This is a genomic window from Roseovarius indicus, from assembly GCF_008728195.1.
GTDB lineage: Bacteria > Pseudomonadota > Alphaproteobacteria > Rhodobacterales > Rhodobacteraceae > Roseovarius > Roseovarius indicus.
Genome location: NZ_CP031598.1, coordinates 3,630,892 through 3,646,837, shown reverse-complemented (window position 1 = coordinate 3,646,837; position 15,946 = coordinate 3,630,892). Strand labels below are relative to the sequence as shown.

At 66.8% G+C, this 15,946-nt stretch carries 15 protein-coding genes; 10 read left to right on the top strand and 5 right to left on the bottom strand.

Annotated elements, in window-relative coordinates; all coding sequences use genetic code 11:
- Positions 1-4: 4 nt before the first annotated feature.
- Positions 5-1,393, bottom strand: coding sequence for a diguanylate cyclase (locus RIdsm_RS17495; RefSeq protein WP_057816913.1), 1,389 nt, complete (start codon positions 1,391-1,393; stop codon positions 5-7).
- Between the two features lie 87 nt (positions 1,394-1,480).
- Between RIdsm_RS17495 and RIdsm_RS17490 the strand changes: the two genes are divergently transcribed.
- The 8 genes from RIdsm_RS17490 to RIdsm_RS17455 all read left to right on the top strand — a co-directional run bounded on the left by RIdsm_RS17490 (position 1,481) and on the right by RIdsm_RS17455 (position 9,251).
- On the top strand, positions 1,481-1,765 hold the full coding sequence (locus RIdsm_RS17490) for a DUF3572 domain-containing protein (RefSeq protein ID WP_057816912.1): 285 nt from the start codon (positions 1,481-1,483) through the stop codon (positions 1,763-1,765).
- A gap of 9 nt (positions 1,766-1,774) precedes the next feature.
- Positions 1,775-2,479: an HAD family hydrolase gene (locus RIdsm_RS17485; protein WP_236553253.1), complete on the top strand. Its 705-nt coding sequence runs from the start codon at positions 1,775-1,777 to the stop codon at positions 2,477-2,479.
- The gene (locus tag RIdsm_RS17480) at positions 2,476-3,369 is read left to right on the top strand and encodes a DMT family transporter (RefSeq protein ID WP_057816911.1); all 894 of its coding nucleotides are present in this window, start codon (positions 2,476-2,478) and stop codon (positions 3,367-3,369) included. Before RIdsm_RS17485 ends, RIdsm_RS17480 begins: the two co-directional genes overlap by 4 nt.
- Positions 3,370-3,457: 88 nt before the next feature.
- Complete coding sequence (locus tag RIdsm_RS17475) at positions 3,458-5,020, top strand: trimethylamine methyltransferase family protein (RefSeq protein ID WP_057816910.1); 1,563 nt, start codon at positions 3,458-3,460, stop codon at positions 5,018-5,020.
- Positions 5,021-5,144: 124 nt separating this feature from the next.
- Positions 5,145-5,741, top strand: coding sequence for a heme NO-binding domain-containing protein (locus tag RIdsm_RS17470; protein ID WP_057816909.1), 597 nt, complete (start codon positions 5,145-5,147; stop codon positions 5,739-5,741).
- The gene (locus tag RIdsm_RS17465; RefSeq protein ID WP_057816908.1) at positions 5,738-6,772 is read left to right on the top strand and encodes a GGDEF domain-containing protein; all 1,035 of its coding nucleotides are present in this window, start codon (positions 5,738-5,740) and stop codon (positions 6,770-6,772) included. Before RIdsm_RS17470 ends, RIdsm_RS17465 begins: the two co-directional genes overlap by 4 nt.
- Before the next feature lie 79 nt (positions 6,773-6,851).
- A complete protein-coding gene (locus tag RIdsm_RS17460; protein ID WP_057816907.1) occupies positions 6,852-7,865 on the top strand; it encodes an NAD-dependent epimerase/dehydratase family protein in 1,014 nt (337 codons plus the stop codon).
- A gap of 78 nt (positions 7,866-7,943) precedes the next feature.
- Positions 7,944-9,251: a tetratricopeptide repeat protein gene (locus RIdsm_RS17455; RefSeq protein WP_143100495.1), complete on the top strand. Its 1,308-nt coding sequence runs from the start codon at positions 7,944-7,946 to the stop codon at positions 9,249-9,251.
- A gap of 2 nt (positions 9,252-9,253) precedes the next feature.
- Here the strand turns inward: RIdsm_RS17455 and RIdsm_RS17450 are convergent, their stop codons facing one another.
- Positions 9,254-9,859 carry a flavin reductase family protein gene (locus tag RIdsm_RS17450; RefSeq protein WP_057816905.1) on the bottom strand — a complete coding sequence of 202 codons (606 nt, stop codon included), beginning with the start codon at positions 9,857-9,859 and terminating at the stop codon, positions 9,254-9,256.
- A 103-nt stretch (positions 9,860-9,962) separates the two neighbouring features.
- On the opposite strand from RIdsm_RS17450, the gene RIdsm_RS17445 reads away from it, so the two are divergent.
- Complete coding sequence (locus tag RIdsm_RS17445) at positions 9,963-10,445, top strand: GNAT family N-acetyltransferase (RefSeq protein ID WP_057816904.1); 483 nt, start codon at positions 9,963-9,965, stop codon at positions 10,443-10,445.
- Between the two features lie 53 nt (positions 10,446-10,498).
- Positions 10,499-11,266, top strand: a complete 768-nt coding sequence (locus RIdsm_RS17440) for an EcsC family protein (RefSeq protein WP_057816903.1) — start codon at positions 10,499-10,501, stop codon at positions 11,264-11,266.
- Here the strand turns inward: RIdsm_RS17440 and RIdsm_RS17435 are convergent, their stop codons facing one another.
- The 3 genes from RIdsm_RS17435 to RIdsm_RS17425 all read right to left on the bottom strand — a co-directional run bounded on the left by RIdsm_RS17435 (position 11,267) and on the right by RIdsm_RS17425 (position 15,705).
- Positions 11,267-11,731: a hypothetical protein gene (locus tag RIdsm_RS17435; protein ID WP_057816902.1), complete on the bottom strand. Its 465-nt coding sequence runs from the start codon at positions 11,729-11,731 to the stop codon at positions 11,267-11,269.
- A gap of 427 nt (positions 11,732-12,158) precedes the next feature.
- Positions 12,159-14,408 carry a phosphoenolpyruvate--protein phosphotransferase gene (ptsP, locus tag RIdsm_RS17430; protein ID WP_057816901.1) on the bottom strand — a complete coding sequence of 750 codons (2,250 nt, stop codon included), beginning with the start codon at positions 14,406-14,408 and terminating at the stop codon, positions 12,159-12,161.
- A 58-nt stretch (positions 14,409-14,466) separates the two neighbouring features.
- Positions 14,467-15,705 (bottom strand): aspartate kinase, encoded by a 1,239-nt coding sequence (locus tag RIdsm_RS17425; RefSeq protein WP_057816970.1) that lies wholly within the window; start codon positions 15,703-15,705, stop codon positions 14,467-14,469.
- Positions 15,706-15,946 lie beyond the last annotated feature (241 nt).

Below are 15,946 nucleotides of genomic sequence, written 5' to 3'. Positions count from 1 at the left end.
GGGGTCAGGCGGCCGGGCGCATGCAGACGGTCACCGTGTCGCGCCCGCCGGATTTCGACCCGTAGAGCGCCTTGTCGGCCTGGGCGACGAGCTTGCCGACATCGGTCTGGGCGCGGGGTGTCGTGGGCGTCGCGAGCGCGGCGCCGATGCTGATGGTCACGCGCACGGGCCCGTCGCCGGAGGGCAGTGGCACGGCGGTGTCGCGGACCACGCGGCGCAGATGATCGGCGACGTGCCGGACCCCGGAAAGCGAGGTGTCGGGCAGGGCGATCAGGAATTCCTCGCCGCCGATGCGGGCAATCATGCTGTCGGCGGGCAGGGCGGCGCGCATGCGCGCCGAGACATGCGCCAGCACGGTGTCGCCGGCGGCATGGCCATGGGTGTCGTTGACGGATTTGAAATGGTCGAGGTCGGCCACCAGCACGGCGCAGGTCTGGCCCGCGGCATGCGCCTCGGCAATCATGCGCTTGAGGTAGCTGAGCGCGTAGCGGCGGTTGTAAAGGCCGGTCAGCTGGTCGACCACCGCGGCCTGAAGCCCGTCTTCCAGCTTGCCGCGCAGCGCATCGCTGCGGCGTTTCTGGGACAGCTGGAAGGACAGGCGGAGGGCCAGTTCATGGTCGTCGATCGTGGCGGGCTGGGCGTCGTGCGCGCCCATGTCGAGGACGGGCGCGGCGAGATGCGCGATGTCGTCGTCGATCAGGGCGACGACGCGGGCGCGGCGGGTGCGCGGCGCGGCCTGAAGCTCGGCCAGGAGGATGAGGCCGGGCTTGGTGTTTTCGGGCCCGATCCGCAGGACGATGGCGTCGGGCGCGCGGCGGAGCGCGGCCGCGGCGCGGGGTTCACCATGGCCGAGCGCCGTGATGTCCAGACCCGGGCTGCCGGCGAGGCGGGTGCGGAGCGCCTCGGCCCGTTCGATCGTGTCGGCGAGCACGACCACGGATTGCGGCCGCTCGAAGCCTGCCGGTTCCTCGGCGAAGCCGAGGGCGTGGGCCGTGTCGGGCGGCATGCCGAGATCGGCGTCGAGCTGACGGTGGCGCATGATCGACCGGAGCCGGGCGAGCAGGACGTTTTCGTCATAGGGCTGGGTGATGACGTCGGCGGCGCCGGCCTGAAGCGCCGCGATGCGGAGTGCACCCTGACCCTGCGGGAGAAGGGCCAGGACGGGCGGGGCGGGCGTGCCCAGCTCGCGCTCGAGCCGGGCGATGAAATCGGCCGGCTTCATGTCGGGCAGATCGCCGATGATCACGAGATCGGGCCGGGCCCGGCGGGCCAGCCCGATCGCGTCATGGCCGCTTCTGGCCTGGACCACCCGGTAGAAGGCCGCCGAAAGCTTGACCTTCAATACGATCCGGTTGGTCGCCAGCGCGTCGACAATCAGAATTCTTCCTGTCATCAACGGAAAGCCCTTCAGACTTGTTCTTTTTGGTATGTCGACTATCCATGTCAGAAGTTAAGAAAACCTTTCCGGGAATTAACTCAGTTGAATCTGACACAGGACGCCGCCGAAGCGATCGCACTGAAATGCCTGGCCTGGCTGGCCGGGAACGATGAGTTGTTGCCGGTCTTCCTCGGCGCGACCGGCGCGTCGGAGGCGGACCTGCGGGCCGGCGCGCAAGACCCTGAATTCCTTGGTTCGGTTCTTGATTTCGTCATGATGGACGATGCCTGGGTCGTGGCCTTCTGTGCCGAGGCGGGGCTGGAGAACACGGCCCCGATGGCCGCCCGCGCCGCCCTTCCGGGCGGGGCGCAGGTACACTGGACATAAGGACGAGTCGTGAACATTCCGGTTACGAAGCTTGACGGGCTGCTCTTCGACAAGGACGGCACCCTGTTCGATTTCCACGCGACGTGGAGCGTGTGGGCGTCGGAGCTGATCGTCACGCTGTCGGAAGGCGACCCGGCCGTGGCGCAGGCGCTGTCGCGTGGGCTGGATTTCGATCTCGAGACCGGGCAGTTCCGCCCCGGCAGCCCGGCCATCGCAAGCCCGAACCGCTACGTTGCGGAATGCGTGGCCGGTGCGCTGGGCCGGTCGGATGTGGATGCCGTGGAGGACCTGCTCGATTACCACGCGCAACAGGCGCCGCTTGCCCCGGCCGTGCCGTTGGCGCCGCTGCTGGAGGGGCTGAAGGTGCAGGGGCTGGTGCTGGGCGTGATGACCAATGACAGCGAAGCCACGGCGCATGCGCATCTGCGCGCGGCCGGTGTGGACGGGTTCTTCGACTTCGTGGCCGGGTTCGATTCGGGCTTTGGCGCCAAGCCGGACCCCGGGCCGCTTCTGGCGTTCGCGCGGGCGCACGGGCTGGCGCCCGGGCGGGTGGCGATGGTGGGCGACAGCACCCATGACCTGGTGGCCGGACGGGCGGCGGGGATGCAGACGCTGGCGGTGCTGACCGGCGCAGCCGGCGCAGGCGAGCTGGCGCCTTTCGCGGATCACGTGCTCGCCCATATCGGAGATATCCCGGGCTGGCTGTCGGCATGAGCCGGCATCCGCTTTACGGTATCTTCCTGGCGATGGCCGGGGCCCTGTTCCTGACACCCGACGCCATGTTCATGCGCCTGTCGGAGATGGACGGCTTCCAGATGGTGGGATGGCGGGGGATGCTGATGGGCTCCGTCATGCTGTTCGGCTGGGCGGTGCTGAGCCGCGACCGGCGGGGCGACCTGGCGCAGCTGGGCACCGGCGCGGCGGGGGCGATCATCGTCTGCCAGTTGTTCAACTCGATCCTGTTCAGCCTCGGCATCGCGTCGGCGCCGGCGGCGGCGGTGTTGATCGGGGTGGCGGCGGTGCCTGTCTTCTCGGCGCTGTTGAGCCGGGTGATCCTGGCCGAGCCGACGCAGGTGGCGACATGGGCCGCGATGGCGGCGACGATCGGCGGGATCGCGATCGCCGTCTCGGGCGGGGAGGACGGAGAGGTCACGCTGAACCTGCGCGCCCTGCTGGGCGCGGCGTTCGGGCTGGCCGTGGCGCTGGTGCTGGCGTTGAATTTCACCATTCTGAGGGCAAGGCCGGGCCTGCCGATCATGCTGGTGATCGGCGTGGGGGCATGGATGGCCGGGCTGACCGGGCTGACCATCACCGGGGCCGATGCCATGACGGAGGGCCGCCCCTGGGCGATCATCGTGGCGGGGGCCGTGATAATGCCGGTGTCGTTTTTCACGCTGTCCTTTGCCTCGCGCCATACGCAGGCGGCCAACGTGAGCCTTATGATGCTTCTGGAGGTGGTTCTCGCGCCGATCTGGGTGTGGGTCGGGGTCGGCGAACGGCCCACGGTGAACATGGCGATCGGCGGGGCCGTCGTGGTTGGCAGCCTTGCAATATACCTGGCTGTCACCGGGCGGGGGCTTCGGCCAAAACAAGCGCACGGGTAAAACAAAAGCGACATGTCGTGTCGCTAACTGGCATTTCTCGGGATGTCAGCAGTGCTGTCATGCCGGACAGTGCTAACAGGAGTCTCCCATGGCAGTAGAAGCCAAACGCAGGAAACGCGGCGGCGGCCGCGCGGGCAATGCAGAGCGCCGCGGCACCGCGGTCATCGACCAGATGCCCTGGAGCCCGCCGATCAACATCGACCGCCCGGTCGAGCCGCTGGCCGAAGAGGGCGTGCAGGCGATCCATGACGGGGCGATGCGAATCCTCGAGGAGATCGGGATCGAGTTTCTGAACCCCGAGGCTTTAGAAATCCTTAAAGCGTCGGGCGGCTGCACGGTGGACGGCGAGAACGTCCGCATGGGCCGCGATTTCGTGATGGAGATGATTGCCAAGGCGCCCGAGGAATGGACGATCACCCCGCGCAACCCGGACCGGACGCTGACCATGGGCGGGCGGCATATCAACTTTGGCAACGTGTCGTCGCCGCCGAGCTACTGGGACATGAATATCGGCCGCAAGGTGACAGGCACGCGCGAGATGTGCGCGAACCTTCTGAAGCTGAGCCAGTATTTCAACTGCATCCATTTCGTCGGCGGCTACCCCGTGGAGCCGCAGGATGTGCACCCCTCGATCCGGCATCTCGACGTGCTCTATGACAAGCTGACGCTTACCGACAAGGTGGCGCATGCCTATTGCCTCGGCAAGGAGCGGGTCGAGGACGTGATGGAGATGGTGCGGATCGCCGGCGGGCTGACGAGCGACGAGTTCGAAGCCAAGCCGCATATGTACACCAACATCAACTCGACCTCGCCCTTGAAGCATGACTATCCGATGCTGGATGGCTGGATGCGGATCGCCCGGCGCAACCAGGGGCTGGTGGTGACGCCGTTCACGCTGGCCGGGGCGATGGCGCCGGTGACGATGGCGGGGGCTGTGGCGCAGTCGCTGGCCGAGGGCTTGTGTGCCATTGTGCTGGCGCAGCTCATTCGGCCGGGGGCGTGCTGTGCGATCGGGACGTTTACCTCGAATGTCGACATGAAGTCGGGCGCGCCCGCGTTCGGGACGCCGGAATACATGCGGGCGACGCAGATGACCGGGCAGCTGGCGCGGTTCTACAAGCTGCCGATGCGGGCGAGTGGCGTCTGTGCCGCCAACGTGCCGGACGGGCAGGCGATGTGGGAGACCTCGAACAGCCTGTGGTCGGGCGTGCAGGCCGGGGCGAACATGATCTATCACGCCGCTGGCTGGCTTGAGGGCGGGCTGATCGCGAGCCCCGAGAAGTTCGTGATGGATTGCGAGATCCTGCAGCAGATCCAGCGCTACATGGACCCGATGATCACCAGGACCGGCCCCGACGAGATTGCCTTCGACGCGGTCAAGGAGGTGGGCGATCAGGGCCATTTCTTCGGCATCCAGCACACGCAGGACCGCTACACCACGGCGTTCTACCAGCCGTTCCTGAGCGACTGGCGGAACTACGAGGCGTGGGAGGCCGCGGGCAGCCGCTGGACGGCGGAGCGTGCACATCAGGTTTATCGCGACATCATCGCCAGTTTCGAGGCCCCGCCGATGGACGAGGGCATTCGCGAGGAGCTGGCCGCGTTCGTCGAACGCCGCAAGGAAGAGGGCGGGGCGCCGACGGATTTCTGACCGGAGCGCGACATGACGGGCCGCCTGTGCGGAAGGTGCAGGCGGCTTTATTCGGGACAATTGAATTTATTGACACTTCTTTAACGTGGTCCTGTCACCTATAAAGATATTTCGGAGGCAGACCATGCACGGGCTGATAAACCAGGCCATAGAGCGTTTTGCGCGCGACACCTACGGACCCGTGTTCTGGGACAGGCTTTGCCGCCGTCAGAACCTGCCGGTGCGGGCGTTCGAGGCGATGCAGACCTATGATCCGGTGGTCACCGAAGAGATACTCGACGGGCTGGCCTTCGCGCTGGGCAAGGGGCGTGACGAGGTGCTGGAGGATATCGGCACGTTCCTGGTGTCTTCGCCCTCGACGGCGGCGCTGCGGCGGCTGCTGCGGTTCGGCGGTACGTCGTTCATCGACTTTCTCTATTCGCTCGATGACCTGCCGGCGCGGGTGCGATTGGCCGTGCCGGAGCTGACATTGCCGCAGATGGAACTGCGCGAGCACGGGAGGCGGTCGTTCAGCTTTGTCGTGAAATCCGACGATACGCGCAAGCCGTGGTTCGGGCACGTGATGGTTGGCCTGCTGCGGGCGATGGCCGACGATTACGGCGCGCTGGTGGTGCTGGAACATATGGGCGCAAGCCCGGGGCGGGAGATCATCGCGATCATGCTGCTCGAGGCGGCCTATACCGAGGGGCGCGCCTTCGACCTTGGGGCACGGGCGCCATGAGCGAGACGGGGCTTGATCCGGGGAAGCTGGGGGCGGTGCTGGATACGCTGTGCCCGATGCACATCTTGCTCGACGGCTCGGGCCACGTGGTTCATGCGGGCCCCGCGATGCGCAAGCTGAGCCCGGATGCGGCGCCCGAGGGGATGCACCTGAGCGACTTGCTGGACCTGCGCCGTCCGCGCACGTCGGACAGCATGGAGGCGCTTCTCGCGCTGGCCGGGCGGAAGCTGCATTTCGCCCTGCGCAAGCCGCCGCAGACCGAGCTGAAAGGCGTGCTGGTGCCGCTGCCCGGGCCGGAGGAGCAAGGCGGTGCGGTTCTGAACCTGTCCTTCGGTATATCGATCGTCGACGCGGTGCGGGATTTCGCGCTGACCAGCGCGGATTTCGCCGCCACGGACCTTGCCATCGAGATGCTGTACCTGGTCGAGGCCAAGTCGGCCGCGATGGAGGAGTTGCGGCGGCTGAACAGCCGGTTGGACGGCGCCCGGATCGAGGCGGTTCAGGCGGCGTTCACCGACAAGCTGACGGGCTTGCGCAATCGTCGCGCGCTTGACCCGGTGATGGCGCGGCTGGCGGAGACCGGAACGGCCTTTGCGCTGATGCACCTGGATCTCGATTACTTCAAGGACGTGAACGACACCTATGGGCATGCGGCCGGTGACGCGGTGCTTCAGGCCGTGGCCGGCCGGCTGACCGGCGGCACACGGGACCATGACACGCTGATCCGGCTTGGCGGCGACGAGTTCCTGCTGGTGCTGCCGGGTCAGACCCAGGCGTCGGCGGTGGCCAGGCTGGCGGGGCGGCTGATCCGCGATATCGCGCGGCCCATCCCGTTTGGCGAACGATCGCTGACGATCTCGGCCAGCATCGGCGCGAGCCTGAGCCAGCGGTATGACCCGCCTGACCCGGCGCGGATGATGCACGACGCCGACACCGCGCTTTATGCCGCCAAGGCCGCCGGGCGCAGCGCTTACCGGCTCTATTCCTCCGAGCTGGGGCAGATGGGGGCGGACGCGCCACAGCAGGGTTAGAGCGGGCAGGGCAAAGCTTGTTTGCCGGCGCGTCAGCGGCTATCGATCTGGCATAAGAACAATCGGGGCGGGGTCGGGCATGACACGGGTATTCATCACCGGAACGGCGGGATTCATCGGCTATCACCTGGCCAGCTTGCTGCTGGACGAAGGGATGGAGGTGCATGGCTATGACGGGATGACGGATTACTACGACGTCAGCCTGAAGCAGCGCCGCCACCAGATGCTGCACCAGAAGCCGGGATTTGCTGCGACCGAGGCGATGCTGGAGGATGCCGACGCGCTCGATGCGGCGGCGGATGCGTTTCGGCCGGATGTGATCGTTCACCTCGCGGCGCAGGCCGGGGTGCGCTACAGCCTCGAGGCACCGCGGGCTTACGTGGATGCCAACGTGGTCGGCACGTTCAACGTGATGGAGGTGGCCCGGCGGCACGAGGTGCGGCACCTGCTGATGGCTTCGACCAGCTCGGTCTATGGCGCCGAGACGGACATGCCCTATCGCGAGACGCAGAAGGCCGACACGCAGATGACCATCTATGCCGCCACCAAGAAGGCGTGCGAGGCGATGGGGCATTCCTATGCGCATCTGTGGAACCTGCCGACCACGATGTTCCGGTTCTTCACGGTGTACGGGCCCTGGGGGCGGCCCGACATGGCGCTTTATAAGTTCGTCGACGCGATCCTCGAGGATCGGCCGATCGACATCTACAATCACGGCGAGATGTACAGGGATTTCACCTATGTGGAGGACCTGGTGCGCGGCATCCGCCTGTTGATCGACGCGGCGCCGGTGCGGCCCGAGAGCCCTGAGGATATTGCCGAGGGCGACAGCCTGTCGCCGGTGGCCCCCTACAGGGTGGTCAATATCGGCAATTCGCAGACCGTGCGCCTGCTGGATTTCGTCGAGGCGATCGAGGAGGCGCTGGGCCGGAAAGCCAAGCGCAACCTGATGGAGATGCAGAAGGGCGATGTGCCGGCGACATGGGCGGATGCGAGCCTTTTGCAGAGCCTGACGGGCTATCGCCCGCAGACGGATGTGCGCGACGGGATCGCCCAATTCGTGGCATGGTTCCGGGATTACTATGGCAAGTGAGGCCGGGGCCCGAGTGCGATGTTGCACTTTGCCGGGCCGCGGCTAAGCTCTGCGGGTGACCTGTAGCGGAGTGCCCGCGTGACGAAGTTGCGTGATATTGCCATTGTCGTGAGCTGCCTGGCCGGAACGGCCACCATGGCGCATCCGCTGATCGACAGTTCCGAGGAGACCCACGCCTCGGTCTGCATGTCGTTCGACGACACGGCTGACCGGCTGGTGGAGATCTGCAGCATCGCGCTCACGGAAACCGGGTTCACCGCCGAGGAGCGCGCGAGCCTGCGCGAGTCGCTCGGGTATGCCTATTACCAGCTGGACCGGCTCGACGAGGCGGAGGACGTCTTCGGGCAGATGCAGGCGGCGAACCCCGACGAGCCGCGTGCCATCCTGGGGCTTGCCTGGGTGGCGCATGAGCGCGGGGAGTACACGCTGGCGCGGGACCTGTTCCGGGAGTCGCTGGAGTACGGTGCCAGCGAAACCGGGCTGGCGGGGCTGGGCGACTGCCTGTGGGAATTGCGGGAGATCGAGCTTGACGAGGTGCTCGAGTATTACGAGGCCGCGCTGGCGATGGACCCGACCTATCAATGGGCCGAACGGCAGAAGGGATGGCGGCTGCTGGAGGTGAACCGCGCGGAAGATGCGCTTGCGCTGTTCGAGGCCGTGCTGGACGAGACCCCGTGGGATGAAAATGCCCGTGCCGGGGTTCTGGAGGCGCAAAAGGCGCTGGGGGATTACGAGGCGGCGATCCTGCAGGCCGATCGCGGGCTCGCCGAGACGCCGGATTCGGCCTATTTCCTGAACCAGCGCACCGATGCCGTCTATCACCTGGGCCGGTATCACCAGACGATCCGCGATGCGGACCGGCTGATCGAGGGCTTCCCCGACAGCGCCGCGGGTTATGTCTGGCGGGCGCGGGCGATGATGATGCTGGGGCAGGCGGAAGACGCGCTGGCCTTTCTGAAGACGTCGGAGGAGGTGCTGGGCGCCGATCCGTTCCTGATCTACTGGCGGGCGTGGCTGTTGCTTGAGGACGGGCGCACGGCGAAGGCCGCCGACCAGATCGAGCGCAACATCGCGCGGGACGAGACGGTCGACGCCTTCGATTACGAGCTTCAGGCCAAGATCGAGCTGGAGCGTGGCGACCTTGCCGCCGCGCGCCGGGCGGTGGACGGTGCGCTGTCGCGCGACGGGCGGCTGCCCTTTACCGTCTATCTCGACGCCGTGCTGCTGCTGCGCGAGAAGGCGGGTGTGGCGCGGGCGGTCGAGCGGTTCGACGATGCGATGGGGCTTGGCCTGTCGCGGGTCAATATCGGCGAGTTTGCCGGCGAGCTGATCGACGCCGGCTATATCGCGCATGCCATTGCCGTTCGGGCGAAATACCCGGGCTGAAGTTATTCGCCCGGGCGCTTGAGGCTGAAGAGGTCGCGGATGACCGCGTAGTCGCGATAGCCCAGGCGGGTCAGCGGGTTGAAGCGGGTGACATCGAACATGCCGTCGACGAGGCAGTCGTCGCGCATGTGGACGCCGGTGACCTCGCCGAAGACGGCGTAGTTTGTTTCGCCGGGCAGCTTGATGAGCTGTGTGAGCTTGCATTCCAGCGAGGCGGGGGCGTTGGCGACGCGGGCGCAGGGGATGGTTTCGCACTCGGCCCGTTCGATGCCCGCCAGCTCGAATTCGTCGACATCCTTGTCCCAGGGGCCGGAGGTTTGGTTCATCACGTCGCGCATGGCGTATTCGACGATGTTGACGCAGAAGAACCCGGTGTCGCGGATATTGGCGACGCTGTCCTTGGTGCCGTCGCGGTCGTCCTTGGCGGAGGTGGAGGCGAACATCACCTGCGGCGGCACGTAGGCCACGGCGTTGAAGAAGGAATAGGGGGCGATGTTGTCCTGGCCGTCGGTGCCGCGGGTCGAGATCCAGCCGATGGGGCGGGGGGTGACGATGGCGTTGAACGGGTTGTGGGGCAGGCCGTGGCCGTCTTCGGGTTTGTAGAACATGGGGCTCCTCTGCGCGGGGCTTGCGCCCTGCCTGAAGTTGCGGTTTGAACCAGCCCTAACCGCGTGATACGCGACTATCTACCTGTTTTTTGAGGGGCGGGCAGTGTTTTCACTCAACGAAGAAACCGGCGACGACTGGTGGGAGGTCGAGGCGCTCTACGACCTTTGCTTTGCGCCGGGCCGTGAGGCGCTGTCGTCGTACCGGTTGCGCGAGGGTGTGGCGCCGGTGCCCGAGCTGTGCCTCGTGGCGCGCGAGGAGGGGATCCTGGCGGGCGCGATCCGGTTCTGGCCGGTGCTGGTGGGCGAGAGCCGGGTGCTGCTGCTGGGCCCGGTGGCGGTGCACCCGACGCACCAGGGCGAGGGGCTGGGCGGGTTCCTGATCCTCGAAAGCCTCGACCGGGCGCGGGACCTGGGCTGGCAAAGGGCGATGCTGGTGGGCGACGAGCCCTATTACGGGCGGTTCGGGTTTCACCGGCTGGAGGGGGTCGAGATGCCGCCGCCGACCAACCCGGCACGGGTTCTGGGCGTGGCGCTGGCGGATGGCGCGTGGGACGGGATCACGGGCCAGGTGACACGCTGTGCTTGAAACGCGGGCCGTTTGATCCGATCTTTCAGGGAAGAGCCCTGGAGGACAGCCTGATGGAAATTCTCGAAGCCCCGATTGACCCGGATGCGGTGGAGGCGCGCCTGAAGGCGCTGGCCGAGCGACATGCAAGGGCCAGCAATGTCGGCATACAGGTGCTGAACGTGATCGGGGGGCAGGCGGAATCGCTGTTGAACCGGCTGCCGTCGGGCGTGCGCAACCAACTGGCCGAGCGCACGGACCAGGCGCTGACCATCTCGATGGACGCGGCGCACCGGTCGCGCGGGGTGGTCGAGGTGACCCCGAGCTGGATGGGCCGGGCGCTGACCACGGCGATGGGGGCCGCGGGCGGCATGGGCGGCCTGCCCACGGCGCTGGCGGAGTTGCCGGTGACGGTGACGGTGCTGCTTCGCACGATCCAGGACGTGGCGGTGGAGCACGGGTTCGACCCGGCCGAGCCGGGGGTGCAGTATGACTGTATCCAGGTCTTCGCCGCGGCCGGGCCGCTGGACCATGACGACGGGTCGGACCTGGCGTTCCTGAGCACGCGGATGGCGGTGACGGGGACGGCGATCAAGTCATTGATTGCAAGGGTCGCGCCGCGACTGGCGACGGTGCTGGGCCAAAAGCTGGCGGCGCAGACCGTGCCGGTGCTGGGGGCTGCTGCGGGGGCCGCGACGAACTATGCCTATACCAGCTACTACCAGCAGATGGCGCATGTGCATTTCGGGCTGCGCCGGCTGGCGATCGATGCCGGTCAGCCGCATGGCGAGCTGATCGAGGATTTCCGCAAGCTGGTCGAGACGCCGGTGAAGCGGGCTTGATCAGCCCGCGTCGACCGCTTCGTAGAGGATATGCAGGATATCGGGCTGGGGGCTGAAGCCCAGCGTGGCCGAGTCGTACTCGGTCAGGGCGCCGATGATGGCGCCGTTGGTGATGTCGGAGGCCATGCCGTTCGGCCAGAAATAGCGGCGGCGGCGCTGGCAGAGCAGGATCATCTGGGTGCGCCATGCGGCGTTCTGCCAGCCGCAGGCGCTGCTGAGCTTGGTCGCCGTGCTGTCGGGGGCGTCGAGGAGGGCGCGGATCGCCTGTTGTTCGTTCGGTGTGAGGGGGATGTCGGCGAAGGCCTGTTCGACCCGCTCGCGGCGCGGCAGGCCGGCCAGGGATGGCGCGGTGGCCGGGGTCGGGCGATGTGCCGGGTCGGGCGTCGGCGTCGATAGGGAGGCCGGCCGGCGGAGCGATGGTAAATAAGAGGTTAACGGATGGGGGGATTTGCCCGGGAGAGCCATGGTGCTGTCGTCCTCAATACTGGCGCTATGGTTGCGCCTTGACGAGAACGGTAGCAGGGCACGGTTTGTTCCTCAAGCCGGGCGATTGGTTTCAGTATTTGAATCAGGCGGTTAAGAAACGGTTTTCGAGTCGGCCGGCGAAGTGCGCACAACCCTTGGTATCGGGCGGGGGCGCAGGCGCTGATTCTTGCGGTGACTGAAAAGTCACAGGGGCTGGGGAGTTTTCTTTGACTTGGAGGTCAAGACAACTTCAGCCCGGAATAAAGGCGCGCCAAGGGCGCGCCGCCGGGCAGCGCCCGACCGCCCCCCGGGCGGGCGCTTCTGCACCGGCCCCATGCAGAGCATACGTGGGATGTGGGCCGCACCATAAATCAACCATCAAGACCGTTGGTGCGCCCACCCGCGGTCGGGCGCTGCCCGGCGGGGTTCACAGCTTCCCGCGCAGGTACTCCATCACCTGGGGGCGGACCGATTGCACGCCGGCTTCGCGGGCCTCGTGGATCACCTCGCGCAGCTCGCCGAGGTCGGTGCGGCGGAGGATGGATTTGACCGGCCCGATGGAGGCCGGGCGCATGGACAGCGAGCGCAGGCCGATGGCGGCCATGCAGGCGGCCTCGACCGGGCGACCGGCGTCTTCGCCGCAGAAGGAGAGGGGCGTCTCCAGCCGGTTGCAGCGGTCGACGATGCCTTCGAGGAAGGTCAGGAAGCTGACGTTCAACGTGTCGTAGCGCTTGCGGACCAGCTCGTTCTCGCGGTCGGCGGCGAAGAAGAACTGTTTCAGGTCGTTGCCACCGATCGAGAGGAAATCGACCTCGCGGTAGAAACTGTCGGGGGCGAAGGCGAGCGAGGGGGTTTCCAGCATCGCGCCGACCTCGAGCGTGGAGGGGAGATTGTGGCCGAGGATGCGCTCGCGTTCGAGGGCCTTTTCCATCTCGGCGCGGGCGGCGGTGAATTCCTCGCGCTGGGCGACGAAGGGGAACATGACCGAGAGCGGCCGGCCATTGGCGGCGCGGATAAGCGCCTGAAGCTGCATCCGCATGACGCCGGGCTTGTCGAGCCCGACGCGCACCGCCCGCCAGCCGAGGGCCGGGTTGGGCTCGTCGGTGGCGGTCATGTAGGGCAGCACCTTGTCGGAGCCGATGTCGAGCGTGCGGAAGGTGACGCGCTTGCCCTGGGCGGCGTCCATCACGCGGGCGTAGAGCTCGCTGAGTTCGGCGCGCTTGGGCATGTGGTTGCGGATGAGGAATTGCAGCTCGGTCCGGAAAAGGCCCACGCCCTCGGCACCCGAGCCATCGAGGCTGGGCAGGTCGGCCATGAGACCGGCGTTCATCAGGAGCGAAATGCGCGTGCCGCAGACGGTTTCGGCGGGCTTGTCGCGGATCGAGGCGTAGCGTTCCTGGGCCTTGGCGGCCATCGCCATCTTGTCGCGGAAGGCGTTCACGACGGATTCGTCGGGGCGCAGGTGGGCGACGCCCTGATCGCCGTCGACGAGGATCAGGTCGCCGTTCAGCGCCTCGGTGGTGATGCGCTCGGCATGGATGACGAGGGGGATGGCCAGTGCCCGGGCGACGATGGCGGCGTGGCTGCCGACGGAGCCTTCCTCGAGCACGATGCCCTTGAGGCGGCGGCCATAGTCGAGCAGTTCGGCGGGGCCGATATTGCGGGCGATCAGGATCGGGTCGGCCGGCATTTCGGCGCCGGTTTCGTTGCCCTGCCCGGTGAGGATGCGCAGGAGCCGGTTCGACAGGTCGTCGAGATCGTGGAGCCGGTCGCGGAGGTAGGCGTCGGTGACCTGGGACATGCGGGCGCGGGCGGCGGATTGTTCCTTTTCGACGGCTGCCTCGGCCGAGAGGCCGCGGGAGATGTCTTCCTCCATCCGGCGCATCCAGCCCTTGGAATTGGCGAACATGCGGTAGGCTTCGAGCACCTGGAGCTGTTCGCTGTCGCCGGTCTTGGCGTTGGAGAGCATCCGGTCGACGCCGACGCGGAGTTCGTCGACGGCGGTGGTGAGCTTTTCCATCTCGCGATGCGGGTCGTCGGCGATGGGGTTGGTGACGACGACGCGGGGGTCGTGCAGCCAGACATGGCCCTGGGCCGCGCCTTCCTGGCCGGCGGCGCCGTGGAAGAGAACGGCCTGCTGGTGGCGGGCCTTCATGGCGGCGCCTTCGCCAACGAAGGCGCCGAGTTCGGCCATTTCGGCGATCACCATGGCGACCACCTCGACGGCGTAGACCTCCTCCTCGGAGAAGATGCGGGCCTCTTTCGACTGGACGACCAGCACGCCGAGGGTTTCGCCGAGGCGCTGGACGGGGACGCCCAGCATGGAGCAATAGGCCTCTTCCCCGGTTTCCGGCATGTAGCGGAAGCCGCGGGTGCCCGGCGCGTCATCGGTGTTGATGATGTGGCCGCGCTTGGCGATGCGGCCGACGAGGCCTTCGCCGAGGCGCATGCGGGTCTGGTGGACGGCCTCGGCCTTGAGGCCCTCGGTGGCGCAGAGCTCGAGCGTGTCCTCGTCGCGGAAGAGGTAGATCGAGCAGACCTCGCAATGCATTTCCTCGGCGATCAGCCGGGTGATGCGGTCAAGGCGCGTCTGGCCGGCCGCGTCCTCGGCCATCACCGAGCGCAGGCGGCCGAGCATCTGCCGGCTGTCGGTCTGATGTTCCTGCGATGCAGTCATGCGCTTTGCGGGACCTGTCCTTCTGGCGGCCCGATCCTTTCATCCCGGAGACGGAATGTCAGGCCGCCTTTTCCAATCCGAAGGCATCATGCAGGGCTTGGACCGCGAGTTCCATATATTTCCGGTCGATCAGCACGGAAATCTTGATCTCGGAGGTTGCAATCACCTTGATGTTTATTCCCTCGGCGCTGAGCGTCTTGAACATGGTGGCGGCGACGCCCGACTGGCTGCGCATGCCGATGCCCACGGCGGAGACCTTGGCGACCTCGGTGTCGGCGAGGAGGTCGTGGAAGTTGATGTCGCCGCGCTCCTTGGCGTCGCGGAGGGCCTTTTCGGCGCGGGTGACCTGGCCCACGGGGCAGGAGAAGGTCATGTCGGTGCGGCCTTCTTCGGAGATGTTCTGAACGATCATGTCGACGTTCACGCCCGCATCGGAGAGGGGGCCGAAGATGGCCGCCGCGATGCCGGGGCGGTCGGCGACCGAGACGAGGGTCATCTTCGCCTCGTCGCGGGAATAGGCGATGCCGTTGACGACGTTTGATTCCATGATTTCCTCCTCGGCGCAGACAAGCGTGCCTGCCGTGTCCGACTGTTCCTCGAAACTGCTGAGAACGCGCAGTTTGACATTGTAACGCATGGCCAGTTCGACCGAGCGGGTTTGCAGCACCTTGGCGCCGAGGCTGGCAAGCTCCAGCATCTCCTCGAAGGCGATCTTGTCAAGCTTGCGGGCCTTGGAGGTGATGCGCGGGTCGGTGGTGTAGACGCCGTCGACATCGGTGTAGATGTCGCAGCGCTCGGCGTCGAAGGCGGCGGCGAAGGCCACGGCCGTGGTGTCGGAGCCGCCGCGGCCCAGGGTGGTGATCCGGCCTTCGGGGCTGACGCCTTGAAAACCGGCGACAACGGCCACGCGCATGCCTTCGGAGAACTTGGCGTTGATGTTGTCGGTGGGGATCTCCTCGATCCGGGCGGCGGAGTGGGCGGAGGTGGTTTTCAACGGCACCTGCCAGCCCTGCCAGCTGCGGGCGGGGACGTCCATTTCCTGTAGTGTCAGCGCCATGAGGCCGGCGGTGATGTTCTCGCCGGAACTGACGACGGCGTCGTATTCGCGGGCGTCGTAGAAGGGCGAGATCTCGTCGACCCAGCCGACGAGTTCGTTGGTGCGGCCGGCCATGGCGGAGACGATGACGATCACGTCATAGCCCTTGGCCACCTCGACGCCCACGCGCTTGGCGGCGCGGCGGATGCGGTCGATGTTGGCGACGGAGGTGCCGCCGAATTTCATGACGAGAATGGGCATGGGGCGCATCCTTGGGCTTGGTCCGGGGGCGGTTTACGCGCGGTTTGCGTGGGGCGCAAGTGGCGGCGGTGCATGCCGGGGCCGAATCAAAGGTTAATGCCTATATTTTGAAGGGGTTTGGACGTCGGTATCACGTCGGTATCGCGTCGGTGCGGGGGGATTTGAGGGCAGGTGTGAATGTGGCGTGCGGTGGGGTAAGCCACGAGATGTAGGATTGGGGGATTTAGCGCACAGGTTGAGG

Bases quoted from the DNA above. Each gene is read 5' to 3' on its own strand.
- RIdsm_RS17495 (WP_057816913.1), bottom strand. From the start codon at position 1,393: ATGACAGGAAGAATTCTGATTGTCGACGCGCTGGCGACCAACCGGATC.
- RIdsm_RS17480 (WP_057816911.1), top strand. From the start codon at position 2,476: ATGAGCCGGCATCCGCTTTACGGTATCTTCCTGGCGATGGCCGGGGCC.
- RIdsm_RS17475 (WP_057816910.1), top strand. From the start codon at position 3,458: ATGGCAGTAGAAGCCAAACGCAGGAAACGCGGCGGCGGCCGCGCGGGC.
- RIdsm_RS17470 (WP_057816909.1), top strand. From the start codon at position 5,145: ATGCACGGGCTGATAAACCAGGCCATAGAGCGTTTTGCGCGCGACACC.
- RIdsm_RS17465 (WP_057816908.1), top strand. From the start codon at position 5,738: ATGAGCGAGACGGGGCTTGATCCGGGGAAGCTGGGGGCGGTGCTGGAT.
- RIdsm_RS17460 (WP_057816907.1), top strand. From the start codon at position 6,852: ATGACACGGGTATTCATCACCGGAACGGCGGGATTCATCGGCTATCAC.
- RIdsm_RS17450 (WP_057816905.1), bottom strand. From the start codon at position 9,859: ATGTTCTACAAACCCGAAGACGGCCACGGCCTGCCCCACAACCCGTTC.
- RIdsm_RS17440 (WP_057816903.1), top strand. From the start codon at position 10,499: ATGGAAATTCTCGAAGCCCCGATTGACCCGGATGCGGTGGAGGCGCGC.
- RIdsm_RS17435 (WP_057816902.1), bottom strand. From the start codon at position 11,731: ATGGCTCTCCCGGGCAAATCCCCCCATCCGTTAACCTCTTATTTACCA.
- ptsP (WP_057816901.1), bottom strand. From the start codon at position 14,408: ATGACTGCATCGCAGGAACATCAGACCGACAGCCGGCAGATGCTCGGC.
- RIdsm_RS17425 (WP_057816970.1), bottom strand. From the start codon at position 15,705: ATGCCCATTCTCGTCATGAAATTCGGCGGCACCTCCGTCGCCAACATC.